We start from the raw sequence: 15,028 nt of genomic DNA on the forward strand, positions 1-15,028 counted from the left end.
TGGACTTCGAGATCCGACGGGACCGGACCCCTCAAGGGCCCAGAAAGCTGAGCCGGGAGCGGGAGGCATACTCCCGGCTCATGCAGCAGGGCTACAGCAACCGGGAGGCGTGCCGGATCGTCGGCATAGCCGCCCGCACGGGCAGGAAGTGGCTTCACGGGCGTAAGCCCACGGGCACACAGAGGAAGGCGCTGGCACCGCTTGGCGCGGTGGCGGCGCCTTCCGGGCCGTCCCGGTATCTGGGCGAGGCGGACCGTATCCACATCGCCGACCGGCTGCGGGAGAAGGCGACGGTCCGCGCGATCGCCGCCGAGCTGGGCCGCAGCCCCTCCACCGTCAGCCGGGAGATCCGCCGCAACGGCACGGTCGATCCCCGCGGCCGGCGGCACTACCGGCCGCACGCGGCTCAGTCCCGCGCCGAGGCCCGCCGGCCCCGCCCGAAGCCGGGGAAGATCGCACGGAATCCCGAGCTGCGGGACTTCATCCAGGACCGCCTGACCATACGGTGGAGCCCGGAGCAGATCTGCCAGGCTCTGCGGGACACCTTTCCCGAGCGGCCGGAGATGCACGTGGTCCACGAGACGGTCTACCAGGCCCTCTACGTCCAGGGCCGGGGCGAGCTGCGCCGCGAACTCGCCCGGGCTCTGCGCTCCGGCCGTGCCCGGCGCAGACCCCACCGTCAGGCCGCTGCCCGCCAGCCGCGGTTCACCACACCCATGGTCATGATCAGCGAGCGGCCCGCGGAAGCCTTGGACCGTGCCGTCCCCGGCCACTGGGAGGGCGACCTCATCATCGGCAAGGACGGAAGATCGGCCATCGGCACGCTGGTCGAACGCGCCACCCGCTACGTCATGCTCCTGCACCTGCCCGGCGACCACGGCGCCGAGAACGTCCGGGACGCACTGGTCACCACGGCCCGGACCCTGCCCGCCCACCTCAAGCGGTCCCTGACCTGGGACCAGGGCTCCGAGATGGCCGCCCACGGAGCTTTCACCCTGGCCACCGGCATCCCGGTCTACTTCTGCGACCCGGCCAGCCCCTGGCAGCGCGGATCGAACGAGAACACCAACGGCCTGCTGCGGCAGTACTTCCCCAAGGGCACCGACCTGTCCGTCCACACACCCGAACACCTGACCTCCGTCGCCGCCGAACTCAACGGCCGCCCACGCAAAACGCTCGACTGGGAAACCCCAGCCGAGCGCCTGCATAAACTGCTCACGGCCTGATCAACACAACCGTGTGTTGCAACGACCGCTAGAAACCGCCCTGTCGGAACCCGGCCCCTTCGCGTGCCGCCCGCGTCGCGCGCGGTGGCATGGTGGATCAGAACTGCTGGCGGTGGCGGTTGAACCAGGCCGCGCCGTCCGACTTCGCCGCGAACACGACGACCAGGATCGCCATCACGGTGTGCGCGAGGCCGACCACCACGAACGGGTAGATGCCGAGCACCGCGGTGATGATGCCGAAGACGATCGCGGTGACCCGGATGCCGTTGCCGCCGCTGCCGAACTTGGCACCGAGGACGATGGCGAGCACACCCCAGGCCAGGATGGCCAGGGCGACGCCCCAGACCAGACCGGGCGCCCAGTCGGCGATCTCCTGGAACTGGACGTCGTCCTTCAGGGCCGGGTCGTTCTTCGCGGCGGAGACGCCGACGGCCGCGAGGGCCGCGAAGATCGCGCCGATGACCTGGAAACCGCCGATGACGAAGAGCATCACGCGGGCCGCCTTCAGGCCGCCCGGCATCTCGGTCGGCACACCCGGGTAGCCGGGGCCGCCGTACGGCGAGACCGGCGGGGCCGCCGGGTAGCCGTAGCCGCCCTGCGGCGGGACGCCCTGCGGGGCCTGGGGGTGGCCGTAGCCGGGCTGCTGGCCCTGCTGCTGCCCGTAGGGGTTGTTCGGGTCGCCGAAGCTCATCGAGAGGTTCCTCCGTATGGTCTGTGTGCGGGGACGACGCTTGCCCTGCGCGGAGGAAAGTCATCCCGCCTGTCACGACCCCATGAGAGGCGTCATGACATGTCACGGAGAATGAGCGGATTTGCCCCCCGGCACTGCTTGCGGCACTGCACCGATCATCGTGGTCAAAATGTCGACCCGTTGTCCAGTCGATAGCGCGTGCGGTTGTGCAAGTGCAACCTCCGCCTCCGTTCCGGCCTCCGTTCCGGCCTTCGGTTCGGCCCTCGTTCCGGCCTCCGCGACCGCCGCCCGGCGCGGCCGGAATTGGAAACCGGCGGGGGTCTTCCGGGAGGATGGCGCCATGAGCGCCCAGATTCTCGATGGCAAGGCCACCGCCGCCGCGATCAAAGCCGATCTGACCGCCCGGGTGGCGGTCCTGAAGGAGCGGGGCGTGACGCCCGGTCTCGGCACCGTCCTCGTCGGCGACGACCCCGCGAGCCAGAAGTACGTCGCGGGCAAGCACCGCGACTGCGCACAGGTCGGCATCTCCTCGATCCAGCGTCAACTGCCCGCCACGGCCTCGCAGGAGGAGATCGAGGCGGTCGTGCGCGAGCTCAACGAGGACCCGGAGTGCACGGGTTACATCGTGCAGCTGCCGCTGCCCAAGGGCATCGACGAGAACCGGGTCCTGGAGCTGATGGACCCGGACAAGGACGCCGACGGCCTGCACCCGATGAACCTCGGGCGGCTCGTGCTCAACGAGCCCGCGCCGCTGCCCTGCACCCCCAACGGCGTGATCACGCTGCTGCGTCGGCACGGGGTCGAGATCAAGGGCGCCGAGGTCGTGGTGATCGGCCGCGGGGTGACCATCGGCCGCCCGATGCCGCTGCTGCTCTCCCGCCGTTCCGAGAACGCCACCGTGACCCAGTGCCACACGGGTACGAAGGACCTCGCCGCGCATCTGCGGCGCGCGGACATCATCGTGGCGGCGGCCGGGGTGCCGCACCTGGTGCGGCCCGAGGACGTGAAGCCGGGCGCGGCCGTGCTCGACGTCGGCGTCTCGCGCAACGACGAGGGCAAGATCGTCGGCGATGTGCACCCGGGCGTCGCCGAGGTGGCCGGCTGGATCTCCCCGAACCCGGGCGGGGTGGGCCCGATGACCCGCGCCCAGCTCCTGGTCAACGTCGTCGAGGCCGCCGAGCGCGCGGCCGGGGTCCGCTGACCGTGTCCTCCGCCGAGGAGCCGGTGGCCCCGGCGGCGGAACCGGAGGCGGACGCGGACGCGGAGGCGGCCGCGGTCGTCCGTACGGACACGGACACGGACACGGACACGGGCACGGACGCCGATACGAGTACGGTCACCGGTACGGGCGAGGGCGCCGCCCCTGCCCCAACCGCCGAGGGGGGCGACGGCGACGGTCACGATGGCGTCGAGGCCCCCAAGGCCCCGCGCCGGCACCCCCGGGCCCAGCTCACCACCACGACCGCGCGCCCCGAGGGCGGCGGCCGGGCGGCCCCGGGTGACGCGCCCGCGCCCGCACGGCAGTGGCCGCTGCTCCTGGTCCTCGGTCTGGCCGGGCTCGGCCTGCTGATCGTGGGGACGGATCTCTTCGCGCAGGCGTTCCGGGTGGGCACCCTGCTGGTCGGGGTGGCGCTGCTGGTCGGGGCGGTGCTGCGCAGGACCCTGCCGTCGGTGGGCATGCTGGCGGTGCGCTCGCGGTTCACCGACATGATCACGTACGGCGTGATGGGCGGGCTCATCGTGCTGCTGGCCCTGATGGTGGCGCCGGACCCGTGGCTGCGGATCCCGTTCCTGGAGGACGTCCTCCATCTGACGGTCACCTGAGCGTACGGTCGCCCGGAACGGTGAACGCGGCGCCCGTCCTCTCCCCCGTGGGAGGACGGGCGCCGCTGTGATCAAGAGTCATGTACGTGCCAACCGGACTCAAGGCCCACCGGCCCGTTGTGGCACGGAGGTGACGGAGGTGACCGTTCCGCCATCTCTCCTGACTCGGGCGCTAGTGAGGCGGACCACAAGGGGGTGGGGGTGCGGGGCGGCCCGGGTCCGATAGCCTGACCGCTGGATATCTCTTCACGTCGAGACATCGATCGATCAGGGGAGACGTCCAGCCTCAGGGCAAGGGAACCCCACCGCCAGCTGTCTTACGGAGATCGCCATGACCCGCACTCCCGTGAATGTCACCGTCACCGGCGCGGCCGGCCAGATCGGCTACGCGCTGCTCTTCCGCATCGCCTCGGGCCACCTGCTCGGCGCGGACGTGCCGGTCAAGCTTCGCCTCCTCGAGATCCCGCAGGGCGTGAAGGCCGCCGAGGGCACCGCCATGGAGCTCGACGACTGCGCGTTCCCGCTGCTCAAGGGCATCGACATCTTCGACGACCCGAACCAGGGCTTCGCGGGCGCCAACGTGGCGCTGCTCGTGGGCGCCCGCCCGCGCACCGCCGGTATGGAGCGCGGCGACCTGCTCTCCGCGAACGGCGGCATCTTCAAGCCGCAGGGCAAGGCCATCAACGACCACGCCGCGGACGACATCAAGGTCCTCGTCGTCGGCAACCCGGCCAACACCAACGCCCTCATCGCGCAGCAGTCCGCGCCCGACGTCCCGGCCGAGCGCTTCACCGCGATGACCCGCCTGGACCACAACCGCGCGCTGACGCAGCTGGCCCAGAAGACCGGCGTCTCGGTCGAGGACATCAAGCGCCTCACCATCTGGGGCAACCACTCGGCGACCCAGTACCCGGACATCTTCCACGCGGAGATCGCGGGCAAGAACGCCGCCGAGGTCGTCAACGACGAGGCGTGGCTGGCCGACACCTTCATCCCGACCGTCGCCAAGCGTGGCGCCGCGATCATCGAGGCCCGTGGCGCGTCCTCCGCCGCCTCGGCCGCGAACGCCGCCATCGACCACGTCCACACCTGGGTCAACGGCACCGCCGAGGGCGACTGGGCCTCCATGGGCATCCCGTCCGACGGCTCCTACGGCGTCCCGGAGGGCCTGATCTCCTCCTTCCCGGTCACCTGCAAGGACGGCACGTACGAGATCGTCCAGGGCCTGGAGATCAACGACTTCTCCCGCGCCCGCATCGACGCCTCCGTCCAGGAGCTGTCGGAGGAGCGCGACGCGGTCCGCGAGCTCGGCCTCATCTGAGCCCCGCCGCTGAGCCCGCCGCAGCGGAACTGACGGTGCCCCCGGCCGGATCGGCCGGGGGCACCGCCGTGTCCGCACCCGCGCTCTATGCTGTCGGTCCCGCCCAATGCATCGGGGGACCATTGGCACCGTCGTTCGCGTCGTCGCCGCGGGAGCGGCCCGACCTCAGTGAGGCCACCCGGCTGCTCTGCGTCGGCACCTACGTCGACGGCGTCTTCCGCGACGCCGTGATCGACGAGCTCTATGTGCACACGGAGCGGATCGCGGCGCCCGCGCCGGGCGTCGACACCTCGCTCGTGCTCGCCCACGCGCTGCGCGCCCGCCGCGTCGAACTCGGCTGGGCCGCCACCGTGGTGCTGCTGTGGCTCTACGTCTGGCTGATGAGCGACGGCCTGGCCCTGATGCTCGCGGCGCCGCTGCTGGCCATCGGCCTCGCCCGGCGGCTGCGGCGCCAGGGGCCGGGCACCTTCCTGCGCCGCACCCTCCCGGCCTTCGTGCTGCTCTGGTGGGGTCGGGTCGCGTTCTTCTCCGGGTTGCTGGCGCTGCTCCCCCTGGCGACCGAGGACGACGACTCGGGGGTCAGGGCGTGGCTCGCCGTCCTGGTGCCGGTCGGCGGCCAGCTCTTCGGGTACGAGTTCGGGACCGGATCGGGGTACGACGACCCGTACTCGCTGTACGTCTCCCCGCTCGAAGCCTGGGTCTCGTTCCTCGGGCCCGTCCTGCTGGCCGTGGTCGTGGCGCTGCGCCGCGCCCAGATCGCCAGGATCCTCGCCGGTGAGCTGTCCGCCGTGGCGTTCGCCGCCCGCCACCCGTCGCCCCCCTGGCTCGACATCAGTCCCCGGTTCCGGCGGGTGGCCGAGCGGATCCGGCGGGAGCAGCAGGGCCGGCTGGTGCTGTACGGCCCGGGGAATCCGTTCTGCGGCTTCGGCGAACCGTACGAACCCCTCTCCCTCTCCATCGAGTTGCGCCCCGCCGCGGCCGGGCGGGGCGACGGCGGCCCGGGGCCCGAGCCGCTCGGCAACTCCACCGTCCTGCGCCATGTGGTGGCGCTGGTGGAGGCGTTGCGGGTGCCCGCGGCGGCGGTGGACCCGCTGAGCCAGGAGGGCGTACGGGACCGGTTGCGCGATCTGGAGGTCGAGGAGGTCGTCTTCCTCCCCGTCGAGGCGCTGCTGCACCGCGACCAGGCAGCGTACGGCCCCGAGGAGTTCGAGCGGGAGCGGGCGCAGGCGGTCGAGGAGGGCGGCGAGGCCCGCCGGCACTATCTGTCCGTCCGGGTGTCCGGCATGCATCAGGTGGCCGTCACCACGGTGTTCGTCCGGGTGCACACCCAGGGCGGCCTGCTCGCGGTGGACGTGACCCCGTACGTGCTGCGGCCGGTGTCCCGGCGGTTCCAGGAGGCGGCCCGGCTCGCGCACCGGACGCGGCGGCCCACGCCGGTCGCCCGGCTCGTCTCGGCCGCCGGTGAGCTCCCGGACGTGACCCAGGAGGCGTTCGCCACGCTCGCGCGGAGCCTGTCGCTGTTCTGGCGGCTGCTGACCGCGGGGCACGCCGACGACCTGCCCGACGGGCCGCACCGCTCGGTACGGGAACTGGGCGCCGACGACGACGCGTCCCTCTTCCAGAAGAGCGACATCGACCGGTATCTGCGCAGCGTGCGGGAGCGGGTGGTGAACGGGGTGATCGCGGCCCTGCGGGAATCGGGGTACGAGACCGCCGATCTGGAGCGCGAGAGCGTGCCGATCGCCCGGCTCGGCGACGGCGCGACGTACATCTCCAACACCCACGGGACCGTCACGATCGGCGACCGCAACCGCGTCGACAGCCGAATCGACAGCCGAATCGACCATCGCGTCGGCGAACGCGAGACAGGGGAGCAGGATGGCTGAGCAGCAGTCCCAGGGCCGGTACCGCGACGGCATCACCGTCACCAACACCAAGGGCACGGTCACGATCGGCGACCACAACCGCGTCACCACGACCGTCGGCGAGGCCGGGCCCGCCCGCGAGCCCGAGCAGGAGGAGCTGCTGCTGGCCGTCCGCAGGCTCCGTGCCGACCTCGGCGGCGTGGTGCCGAGCGAGCGGACCGTCGCGCTCGACACCGAACTCGCCGGTACCGAGGAGGAGATCGAGAGCGAGGGCGCCGCCACCCCGGGCCGCGCGGCCCGGCTGCGGCAGGCCCTCACCGACGCCGCCTCGGTGACCGGCGTCCTCGCCTCCGGTGTCGCCGTCGGCGAGGCGCTCGGCGGCCTCTTCTAGACCTCCGGCCGCTCCGCGTCCGCCGTCGCCTCCGCCGCCAGGCCCGCGGCCAGCTCGCCGAGGCCGGTCGCCGCGCGGAGCAGCAGCCCCGGGCCGAAGGTGATCCGGGTGGCGCCGAGCGTGCCGAGGGCGGCGAAGCCGGGGTCGCCGGGGTGGGACAGGACGTTCAGCGGGCCCGGGCCGCCCGCCTCGCGGAGGCGGGGGAGGTCGGTGGCCGGGGCCTTGATCGGGTAGACGCAGTCGGCGCCCGCCGCGCGGTAGTGGCGGGCCCGGTCGGCGGCGTCCGCGACACCGCCGCCGTGGAGGTACGTGTCGATCCGGGCGTTCACGAAGAGCGCGGGTCCGGCGGCGGCGCGGACGGCCGCGAGCCGGTCGGCCTGCTCCTCGGGGGTGCGCAGCCGGTGGCCGTCCCGGTCGGTGTCCTCCAGGTTGACGCCGACGGCGCCGGTCGCCAGGACCCGGTCCACCAGCTCCCCGGCCGGAAGGCCGTAGCCGTCCTCCACGTCGGCGGTGACCGGCACCCCGACCGCGCGGACGATCCGGGCCACCGCCGCGAACATCTCGTCCGCCGGGGTCTCGCCGTCCTCGTACCCGAGCACGGCGGCGATCCCCGCGCTGGGCGTGGCCAGGGCCGGGAACCCGGCCTTCTCGAAGACCCGCGCCGAGACCGCGTCCCACGGCCCCGGCAGCACGAGGGGCCGGTCGGCGGGCCGGTCCAGGTGCAGCGCGCGCAGCGCGTCCACGGCTCCGGCTCCGCTCACGGGCCCGTTCACGGCTTCGCTCATCGCTTGGACGCGGTCGGCGTGTAGTGGCCCGGGACCATGCGGGTGGTGACGGCGATCCGGTTCCAGGCGTTGATCGTCACGATCGCGCCGATGAGGTGCGCCAGCTCGGTGTCCTCGAAGTGCGCGGCGGCCTCCGCGTACACCTCGTCCGGCACGAAGCCGTCGGTCAGGACGGTGACCGCCTCGGTCAGGGCGAGGGCCGCCGCCTCCCGCTCGGTGTAGAAGTGCCGCGACTCGCGCCACGCCGACAGCTGGATGATCCGCTGCGCGCTCTCGCCCGCCGCCAGGGCGTCCTTGGTGTGCATGTCCAGGCAGAAGGCGCAGTTGTTGATCTGCGAGGCGCGCAGCTTGACCAGCTCGTAGAGGGTCGGGTCGATGTTCTTCGCGGCGGCGATCTCCAGGCCGACCATGGCCTTGTAGAAGGCCGGGTGCAGCTCGGGGAAGGGCTGCCGGGCCGGGTGCTCGGGGGCGTAGCCGGGCTGCTGGGCGGTCTGAGCGGTCTGGGCGGTCTGCGTGGTGGTCGTCATGGTCACCACCGTACGGGCGGGGTGGTGCCCGGGTATGGTCCATTCCCATGGCGGATGACTGGGCCACTTTCGGGGCCGACCTGCACCTGGAGCTGCGCGGGCCCGGCCTGCGCGACGGGCTGATGAACGCGCTGCGCGAGGCCGTGCGCGGCGGGCGGCTGACCGCCGGGACCCGGCTGCCGTCCTCGCGGCAGCTCGCCGCCGACCTGGGGGTGGCCCGCAACACCGTCGCCGACGCCTACGCCGAGCTGGTCGCCGAGGGCTGGCTGACCGCCCGGCAGGGCTCCGGCACCCGGGTCGCCCGGCGCTCCGCGCCCCGGCCCGCACCGCGCCGGGTCCGGCCCGAAGGCCCCGCCGCCCCGCCCCGCCCGCGCCCCGGGAAACCCACGTACAACCTGCGCCCCGGCACCCCCGACCTGGCCTCCTTCCCGCGCGCCGACTGGCTCAAGGCGGCCCGCAAGGCGCTCACCAACGCCCCGCACGAGGCGTTCGGCTACGGCGACCCGCAGGGCCGTACGGAGATGCGCACGGTGCTCGCCGAGTACCTGGCCCGGGCCCGCGGGGTGCACGCCGCGCCCGAACGCATCGTGCTGTGCTCGGGGTTCGTCCACGGGCTGATGCTGATGGGGCAGGTGCTCAAGGCGCGCGGGGTCGCGGAGGTGGCCGTCGAGTCGTACGGGCTCGACATCCACTGGGACCTGATCCGCCGGGCCGGGATCCGGATGCCCGCCCTGCCCACCGGCGAACACGGCACCCGCACCGAGGAGTTGGGCGGCATCGGGTACGCCGATGTCGGCGCGGTCCTGATGACCCCGGCCCACCAGTTCCCGACCGGCGGCGCGCTCCAGCCGGACCGGCGGGCGGCGGCCGTCGACTGGGCGCGGGCCGGGGGCGGGCTGATCCTGGAGGACGACTACGACGGGGAGTTCCGGTACGACCGGCAGCCCGTGGGCGCTCTTCAGGGGCTCGACCCGGAGCGGGTGGTCTACCTCGGCACCGCGTCGAAGTCGCTGGCGCCCGGGCTTCGGCTCGCCTGGATGGTGCTGCCCGAGGACCTGGTGGACGAGGTGGTGGCGGCGAAGGGCAAGGTCGACTGGGTGTCCAGCGCCACCGACCAGCTGACCTTCGCCGAGTTCCTCGCCTCCGGCGCGTACGACCGGCACGTCCGGGCGATGCGGCTGCGCTACCGGCGGCGCCGGGACCAGCTGGTGGCCGCCGTCGCCGAACGCTCGCCCACCACCCGGATCAGCGGCATCGCGGCCGGACTGCACGCCGTGCTCGAACTCCCCGAGGGCACCGAGGAGTCGGTGCTGCGGTCGGCCGCCTTCCAGGGCCTGGCCCTGCTCGGCATCAACCGCTTCCGGCACCCCGACACCCCACGCACCCGCGACGCCCTGGTGGTCGGCTACGGCACCCCGCCGGACAGCGCCTGGTCGGGCGCGCTGGAAGCGCTGTGCCGGGTGCTGCCGTAGGGACCCGTCGCCGTGCTCGCTCACCGAGCCGGGTATCCCGGTTGAACCCGATCGCCTGCCCCGGGAGTTCACATGGGCGTCACCGGACACTCACCTGGAGGGGTTCATGAGACCGGGCAGAACGATGGCGGCTCTCGGCGCGCTGGGTGTGCTCGCCGTCTGCGGCGCGTGCGCGACGGGGCCGGACGCCGCCACCGCCGGGGCGGGAGCCTCCGGTGCTTCGGCTTCGGCACCGCGGCCCCGGAGCACTCCGCCCCCGCTGCCGGACCCCGTCGTCGGGCCGGTCACCCCGGTGACGTCGTACGCGGGGATGACGCTCCCGCTGGACGCCTACCAGCCGGATCCGGCGGAGCAGCGGATCCTTCGGAAAGGGTTCCAGGCCCTCGCGGGAAGCTGCCTCAAGGGGCTCGGTCTGGAGCTGACGGTGGCGACGGACCCCGAGAACGCCCCGACCGCACCGCCCGCCGCCGACAAGCCGCGGCACGAGCGCCGCTACGGGCTGCTCGACCCGGTGGAGGCGGCGGCCACCGGCTACGTCGGGAACCGTTCTCCCGGCCGGCCGCGGCCCTCCGGGTCGGCGGCGGGCGGGGCGGGCGCGGTGTCCCAGGAGCTGCGGGAGGCCGCGCTCGCCGGCACCCGGGCGACGGTGAACGGCCGCCCGGTGCCCAAGGGCGGCTGCGCCGCCGAGGCGGAGCGGCGGCTGTCCGACGGGGCGCCGTCCCCGCGCGACCCCGACATGCTGGCCAAGGCGCAGGCGCGGGCCGCGTACTGGGCCGAGCGGCATCCGGCGGTGGTGAAGGCGTTCGCGTCGTGGAGCGGGTGCATGGCGCGGCACGGCTACCGCTTCGACAACCCCTGGCAGCCCAACGACAACCCCGCCATGCGCGACCCCGCGAAGAAGGCCCAGTACGTCGAGCTCGCCGTCGCGGACGTCGGCTGCAAGCAGGAGACCAACCTCGCCGGTGTCTGGCTCGCGGTCGAGACCGCGTACCAGAAGGGCATCGTGACCGCCGACCGCGCGGAGCTGGACAAGGTGCGCGCGCAGAACGGCATTCAGCTCGCCCATGCACGCAAAGCCGCTCCAGGGAACCGGAGTTCTCTTAAGAAGTCATGAACTCTTCTTAAAGTGCGGCCCGTTCGTCTCGGTGACACCATCTGTGAAATGGAGAACTCGTGACCATGAACGACGACCAGAAGCCGAGCCGTCGCCCGTCGGTCCTCGGCCGCCGCGTCGCCACCTTCCTCGCGGCGGCCGGTCTGGCCGTGGCCGGCACCGTGGCCGCCACCGGCACCGCGCAGGCCGAGAGCTGCAAGAGCTGGGGCATGTGCATCTACGAGCACGGCGACGGCAACCCCACCCAGGGCATCTGGTGGGACGAGGACTGCCTGGCCCCGTACACCTGGGACGCCAACGGCGAGCCGCTCAACGACTCGATCTCGCGCGTGCGCACGAGTTCGACCTGGGAGGTCACGCTCTACCAGCACTGCTACTTCGGCGGCGGCCAGCTCACCGTTCCCCGGGGCACCGACCGGATCATGAGCGGCAACTGGGCGTGGTTCAACGACATGACGAGCTCCTGGATCGTCAAGGACCGCGGCTGATCCGCGCCCGCGCGTACCGGTGCGGGCGGCCCGCGGTGTCCAGGGACACCGGGGGCCGCCCCGCGTACGTCTACGCCGCAGGCTGCTCCGCTCGCTGCTCCGTCTGCTCCTCCGGTGGTTCGCCGAACCGGGCCAGGGTCAGCGAGCCCGCCACGGCGATCGCGAAGCCGAGGATCGCGAGCCAGCCCAGGCCCGGGCGGGTCCGGTCGCCGAGCCAGACGACGCCGACGAGCGCCGGGCCGATCGTCTCGCCGAGCACCAGACCGGCGGTCGCGGTGGTGACCGAACCCCGGCCGAGCGCCGAGGTGTAGAGCAGGAAGGCCGAGCCGCCGCCCACCAGGAGGGCGTACAGCGCGGGCTGGGTGAGGGTGCCGAGGTCGAAGGAGTCGATCAGCCGGACCGCGATCTCCACCACCCCGAAGCCGAGGCCGCCCGCGAGGCCGAGCACCAGCGCGCGCGGGCGCTCCGGCAGCCTCCCCGCCACCGCGCCGATCGCGAGGACGGCGAAGGCGGCGGCGAGCAGCCCCCACTCCAGGACCGGGTCGCCGCCCTCGTGGCCCTCCTTGCCGGAGGCGAGCGCCAGCAGCGCGAGGCCCACGCAGACCACGCCCACCGCGCTCCACTCGACCCGCTTGAGCCGCACCCCGAGCAGCCGCGAGGCGATCACCGCCGTCACGGCGAGGCTCGCCGCGAGCGAGGCGCCCACCGCGTAGATCGGCAGTGTCCGCAGCGCCACGACCTGGAGCACGAAGCCCACCCCGTCCATGCCGAGCCCGGCCAGGTACCGCCACTGCCGCAGCGCCCGCCACAGCAGGGTCACATCGACGCCGCTGCCGGAGCCGGGCTCGGCGGACCGGGCGCCGAGCGCCTGGAACACCGAGGCGGCACCGAAGCAGACGGCCGAACCGAGAGCGCACACCATCCCAAGAAGCACGAAAGGGACTCTAGTGCGACGGGGCTGGGCGACGCGTTTCGGCCGGGCCTAAACTGTGCGATCGCAACCAGGCCCGGCGCTCGCCGTCCGGGCGACCGGGGGAGGACGGGCACATGCGCAGACTGAGGTCGACGACGGTGGTACTCGGCGGAGTGGGTGTCCTCGCGGCGACGCTCACCGCCTGCTCGTCGGAGCCCGACCGGCGCTGCGTGGACCCGGTCACGTACAAGGAACTGCCCGACTACCAGTGCTCCGGCGGCAACGGCAGCAGTAGCAGCGGGAGCGGTGGCAGCAGCGGGCGCTACTACTACGGCGGGTCCTCGCGCAGCGGTGTGGTCGGCGGCGGCAGCTTCGACAAGTCGGCCGTCGACAGCGGCGGCTTCGGCGGCCACCACTCCTCCTCCGGCGGCTGACCCGAGGTGGAGCGCCACACCATCGAGCCCCGCCCCGGCTGGCAGCGGATCGTCGAGGAACAGGGCCTGGTCTATCCGCTGACCCGGCACCCGGACGGCGAGCTGCGGCCCTACTGGGACGAGAGCGCCTACTACTCCTTCAGCCTGCCCGAGGTGGAGGCCCTGGAGGAGGTCGTCGAGGAGCTGCACGCGATGTGCCTCGCGGCGGCCGCGCACATCGTCGAGCAGGACCGCTTCGCCGACCTCGGCATCACCGACCCGCGGATCGCCCGCCGGGTCGCCGAATCGTGGCGGCGCCGGGCCGAACTCCCCACCGTGTACGGGCGGTTCGACCTGCGCTACGACGGCACGGGCCCGGCGAAGATGCTGGAGTACAACGCCGACACCCCCACCTCCCTGGTGGAGGCGGCGAGCCCGCAGTGGTTCTGGATGGAGGACCGCTTCCCCGGCGCCGACCAGTGGAACTCGCTGCACGAGCGGCTCGTCGACGCCTGGAAGCGGCAGGCGCGGCTGCTGCCGCCGGGCGCGCCCGTGCACTTCGCGCACTCGGACGGCGACGAGCTGGGCGAGGACCTGATGACGGTCGCGTACCTGCGCGAGACCGCGCAGCAGGCCGGGCTCGCGACGGAGGCGCTGTCGGTCGAGCGGATCGGCTGGGACCGGATCACCGGGCGGTTCGTGGACGACCGGCTGCGGTTCATCCGCGCCTGCTTCAAGCTCTATCCGTGGGAGTGGCTGACCACGGACCGGTTCGGCCCGCACGTCCTCGACACCCTCGACAACGGCGGCGGCACCGGCTCGACCCTGTGGATCGAACCGGCCTGGAAGATGCTGCTCTCCAACAAGGCGCTGCTCGCGATCCTGTGGGAGCTGTACCCGGGCCACCCGAACCTGCTGGCCGCCTATCTCGACGGGCCGCGCGAGCTGGCCGCGCCGGACGGTCCCGGCCATGTGACCAAGCCGCTGCTCGGCCGGGAGGGCGCGGGCGTCCTGCTGCACCCGCCGGGCGTCACCCCGCTGCCCTCAGAAGAGCCTTGCTGCTACCAGGAGTTGGCCCCGCTGCCCGACTTCGACGGCAACCGGGTGGTGCTCGGCGCGTGGACCGTCGGGGACGAGGCGGCGGGGCTCGGGATCAGGGAGTCGGCGGGCCCGGTCACGGACGAGTACGCGCGGTTCGTGCCGCACCTCATCCGCTGACCGACCGGGCCGACCGGGCCGACCGCGGTGCCGGGGGCTACTCCGGTACGTACTCGCGCAGCGGCGCGGGCGTGAGTCCGGCCGCCTCGGCCAGGTCGAGGGCCCGGCGCAGGTCCTGCTCCACGGTGTCGTTGAAGTGCAGCAGGATGATGTCCCCCGCCTTCAGCCGCGGTGCCTGCGGGGTCCAGCCGCCCCAGGTGGTCAGGTCGTACGTCCAGGTGACGAGGGCCTTCGCGCCGCAGGCGCGGGCGACGGTACGGGTGTTCGCGTCGTACGTGCCGTACGGCGGGCGCAGCAGCCGCGGCCCGTCGCCGAACTCCTTCAGCTGCGCGTCCCGCGCCCCGCACGCCTCGGTCTTCTGTCCGGCGGCGTCGAGACCGGTCAGGTCGGGGTGGTTGACGGTGTGGTTCTCGATCCGGGAGCGGCCGTGGTCGAGGAGGGTGTGGAAGTAGCCGGAGTCGTACGAGTACGCCCCGGGCAGCAGGAAGAGGGAGGCGGGCACCCGGCGGTCGAGCAGCAGCCGGGCGGCGGCGGGGTCGTGGTTCCAGCCGTCGTCGAGGGTGATGAACACGACCGGGTCGCTGGTGTCGATGTGCGACACGACCGGTACGGGCTCCGGCCAGGCGGCCCTGGGGGCGGCCTGTGCGGAGCCGGACATCGCGCCGAGCAGCGCGAGCGGAACGAGTGCGGCGAACGCGCAGCGCAGGGCGCGGCGCAGACGGGGTCTCGGCATGGCCGCAACATTGGCCTAGACCAACTGTCGTGTCAATGGGGGAGGTT

At 73.1% G+C, this 15,028-nt stretch carries 16 protein-coding genes; 11 read left to right on the plus strand and 5 right to left on the minus strand.

The annotated features are described in order from the left end of the window. Positions 1–80 precede the first annotated feature (80 nt). Positions 81–1,226, plus strand: coding sequence for an IS30 family transposase (locus ACIPXM_RS03255; RefSeq protein ID WP_401651389.1), 1,146 nt, complete (start codon positions 81–83; stop codon positions 1,224–1,226). Between the two features lie 97 nt (positions 1,227–1,323). On the opposite strand, the gene ACIPXM_RS03260 is transcribed toward ACIPXM_RS03255, so the two are convergent. Beyond that, positions 1,324–1,917, minus strand: coding sequence for a hypothetical protein (locus ACIPXM_RS03260; RefSeq protein ID WP_401651392.1), 594 nt, complete (start codon positions 1,915–1,917; stop codon positions 1,324–1,326). A gap of 340 nt (positions 1,918–2,257) precedes the next feature. Here ACIPXM_RS03260 and ACIPXM_RS03265 point away from each other — a divergent pair, with 340 nt between their 5' ends. From ACIPXM_RS03265 to ACIPXM_RS03285, 5 genes are all read left to right on the plus strand, one after another. Further along, complete coding sequence (locus tag ACIPXM_RS03265; protein WP_401651395.1) at positions 2,258–3,118, plus strand: bifunctional methylenetetrahydrofolate dehydrogenase/methenyltetrahydrofolate cyclohydrolase; 861 nt, start codon at positions 2,258–2,260, stop codon at positions 3,116–3,118. Positions 3,119–3,120: 2 nt separating this feature from the next. Next, positions 3,121–3,741: a DUF3017 domain-containing protein gene (locus tag ACIPXM_RS03270; protein ID WP_401651397.1), complete on the plus strand. Its 621-nt coding sequence runs from the start codon at positions 3,121–3,123 to the stop codon at positions 3,739–3,741. 331 nt (positions 3,742–4,072) lie between these two features. Then, positions 4,073–5,062 carry a malate dehydrogenase gene (locus ACIPXM_RS03275; protein WP_401651399.1) on the plus strand — a complete coding sequence of 330 codons (990 nt, stop codon included), beginning with the start codon at positions 4,073–4,075 and terminating at the stop codon, positions 5,060–5,062. A gap of 122 nt (positions 5,063–5,184) precedes the next feature. Next, entirely contained in the window at positions 5,185–6,948 is a 1,764-nt protein-coding gene (locus tag ACIPXM_RS03280) for a hypothetical protein (RefSeq protein WP_401651400.1), read from the plus strand. Then, a complete protein-coding gene (locus ACIPXM_RS03285; protein WP_401651402.1) occupies positions 6,941–7,318 on the plus strand; it encodes a hypothetical protein in 378 nt (125 codons plus the stop codon). Before ACIPXM_RS03280 ends, ACIPXM_RS03285 begins: the two co-directional genes overlap by 8 nt. Here the strand turns inward: ACIPXM_RS03285 and ACIPXM_RS03290 are convergent. Together ACIPXM_RS03290 and ACIPXM_RS03295 are read right to left on the minus strand one after the other, a co-directional pair. Continuing rightward, positions 7,315–8,091, minus strand: a complete 777-nt coding sequence (locus tag ACIPXM_RS03290) for an isocitrate lyase/phosphoenolpyruvate mutase family protein (RefSeq protein WP_401651404.1) — start codon at positions 8,089–8,091, stop codon at positions 7,315–7,317. The two genes, ACIPXM_RS03285 and ACIPXM_RS03290, sit on opposite strands and share 4 nt — an antisense overlap. An 8-nt stretch (positions 8,092–8,099) precedes the next feature. Beyond that, on the minus strand, positions 8,100–8,630 hold the full coding sequence (locus tag ACIPXM_RS03295; RefSeq protein WP_401651406.1) for a carboxymuconolactone decarboxylase family protein: 531 nt from the start codon (positions 8,628–8,630) through the stop codon (positions 8,100–8,102). A 47-nt stretch (positions 8,631–8,677) separates the two neighbouring features. Between ACIPXM_RS03295 and ACIPXM_RS03300 the strand changes: the two genes are divergently transcribed. The 3 genes from ACIPXM_RS03300 to ACIPXM_RS03310 all read left to right on the plus strand — a co-directional run bounded on the left by ACIPXM_RS03300 (position 8,678) and on the right by ACIPXM_RS03310 (position 11,704). Beyond that, positions 8,678–10,102 (plus strand): PLP-dependent aminotransferase family protein, encoded by a 1,425-nt coding sequence (locus ACIPXM_RS03300; RefSeq protein WP_401651408.1) that lies wholly within the window; start codon positions 8,678–8,680, stop codon positions 10,100–10,102. Positions 10,103–10,208: 106 nt separating this feature from the next. After that, positions 10,209–11,216, plus strand: coding sequence for a hypothetical protein (locus ACIPXM_RS03305; RefSeq protein ID WP_401651410.1), 1,008 nt, complete (start codon positions 10,209–10,211; stop codon positions 11,214–11,216). A 65-nt stretch (positions 11,217–11,281) separates the two neighbouring features. Next, complete coding sequence (locus ACIPXM_RS03310; protein WP_401651412.1) at positions 11,282–11,704, plus strand: hypothetical protein; 423 nt, start codon at positions 11,282–11,284, stop codon at positions 11,702–11,704. A 70-nt stretch (positions 11,705–11,774) separates the two neighbouring features. Here the strand turns inward: ACIPXM_RS03310 and ACIPXM_RS03315 are convergent, their stop codons facing one another. Then, positions 11,775–12,626 carry a hypothetical protein gene (locus tag ACIPXM_RS03315; protein ID WP_401652471.1) on the minus strand — a complete coding sequence of 284 codons (852 nt, stop codon included), beginning with the start codon at positions 12,624–12,626 and terminating at the stop codon, positions 11,775–11,777. Between the two features lie 125 nt (positions 12,627–12,751). Between ACIPXM_RS03315 and ACIPXM_RS03320 the strand changes: the two genes are divergently transcribed. Together ACIPXM_RS03320 and ACIPXM_RS03325 are read left to right on the plus strand one after the other, a co-directional pair. Continuing rightward, positions 12,752–13,051 (plus strand): hypothetical protein, encoded by a 300-nt coding sequence (locus ACIPXM_RS03320; protein WP_401651414.1) that lies wholly within the window; start codon positions 12,752–12,754, stop codon positions 13,049–13,051. 6 nt (positions 13,052–13,057) lie between these two features. Continuing rightward, a complete protein-coding gene (locus ACIPXM_RS03325; RefSeq protein ID WP_401651416.1) occupies positions 13,058–14,248 on the plus strand; it encodes a glutathionylspermidine synthase family protein in 1,191 nt (396 codons plus the stop codon). A gap of 37 nt (positions 14,249–14,285) precedes the next feature. On the opposite strand, the gene ACIPXM_RS03330 is transcribed toward ACIPXM_RS03325, so the two are convergent. After that, positions 14,286–14,981, minus strand: coding sequence for a polysaccharide deacetylase family protein (locus ACIPXM_RS03330; protein WP_401651418.1), 696 nt, complete (start codon positions 14,979–14,981; stop codon positions 14,286–14,288). Positions 14,982–15,028: the final 47 nt, after the last annotated feature.

The organism is Streptomyces sp. NPDC090025 (assembly GCF_044748125.1).
GTDB lineage: Bacteria > Actinomycetota > Actinomycetes > Streptomycetales > Streptomycetaceae > Streptomyces.

Excerpts from the sequence above, each read along its gene's own strand:
- ACIPXM_RS03255 (WP_401651389.1), top strand. The coding sequence starts at position 81 with ATGCAGCAGGGCTACAGCAACCGGGAGGCGTGCCGGATCGTCGGCATA.
- ACIPXM_RS03265 (WP_401651395.1), top strand. The coding sequence starts at position 2,258 with ATGAGCGCCCAGATTCTCGATGGCAAGGCCACCGCCGCCGCGATCAAA.
- ACIPXM_RS03305 (WP_401651410.1), top strand. The coding sequence starts at position 10,209 with ATGAGACCGGGCAGAACGATGGCGGCTCTCGGCGCGCTGGGTGTGCTC.
- ACIPXM_RS03260 (WP_401651392.1), bottom strand. The coding sequence starts at position 1,917 with ATGAGCTTCGGCGACCCGAACAACCCCTACGGGCAGCAGCAGGGCCAG.
- ACIPXM_RS03315 (WP_401652471.1), bottom strand. The coding sequence starts at position 12,626 with ATGGTGTGCGCTCTCGGTTCGGCCGTCTGCTTCGGTGCCGCCTCGGTG.
- ACIPXM_RS03295 (WP_401651406.1), bottom strand. The coding sequence starts at position 8,630 with ATGACGACCACCACGCAGACCGCCCAGACCGCTCAGACCGCCCAGCAG.
- ACIPXM_RS03285 (WP_401651402.1), top strand. The coding sequence starts at position 6,941 with ATGGCTGAGCAGCAGTCCCAGGGCCGGTACCGCGACGGCATCACCGTC.
- ACIPXM_RS03330 (WP_401651418.1), bottom strand. The coding sequence starts at position 14,981 with ATGCCGAGACCCCGTCTGCGCCGCGCCCTGCGCTGCGCGTTCGCCGCA.
- ACIPXM_RS03320 (WP_401651414.1), top strand. The coding sequence starts at position 12,752 with ATGCGCAGACTGAGGTCGACGACGGTGGTACTCGGCGGAGTGGGTGTC.
- ACIPXM_RS03300 (WP_401651408.1), top strand. The coding sequence starts at position 8,678 with ATGGCGGATGACTGGGCCACTTTCGGGGCCGACCTGCACCTGGAGCTG.
- ACIPXM_RS03310 (WP_401651412.1), top strand. The coding sequence starts at position 11,282 with ATGAACGACGACCAGAAGCCGAGCCGTCGCCCGTCGGTCCTCGGCCGC.
- ACIPXM_RS03275 (WP_401651399.1), top strand. The coding sequence starts at position 4,073 with ATGACCCGCACTCCCGTGAATGTCACCGTCACCGGCGCGGCCGGCCAG.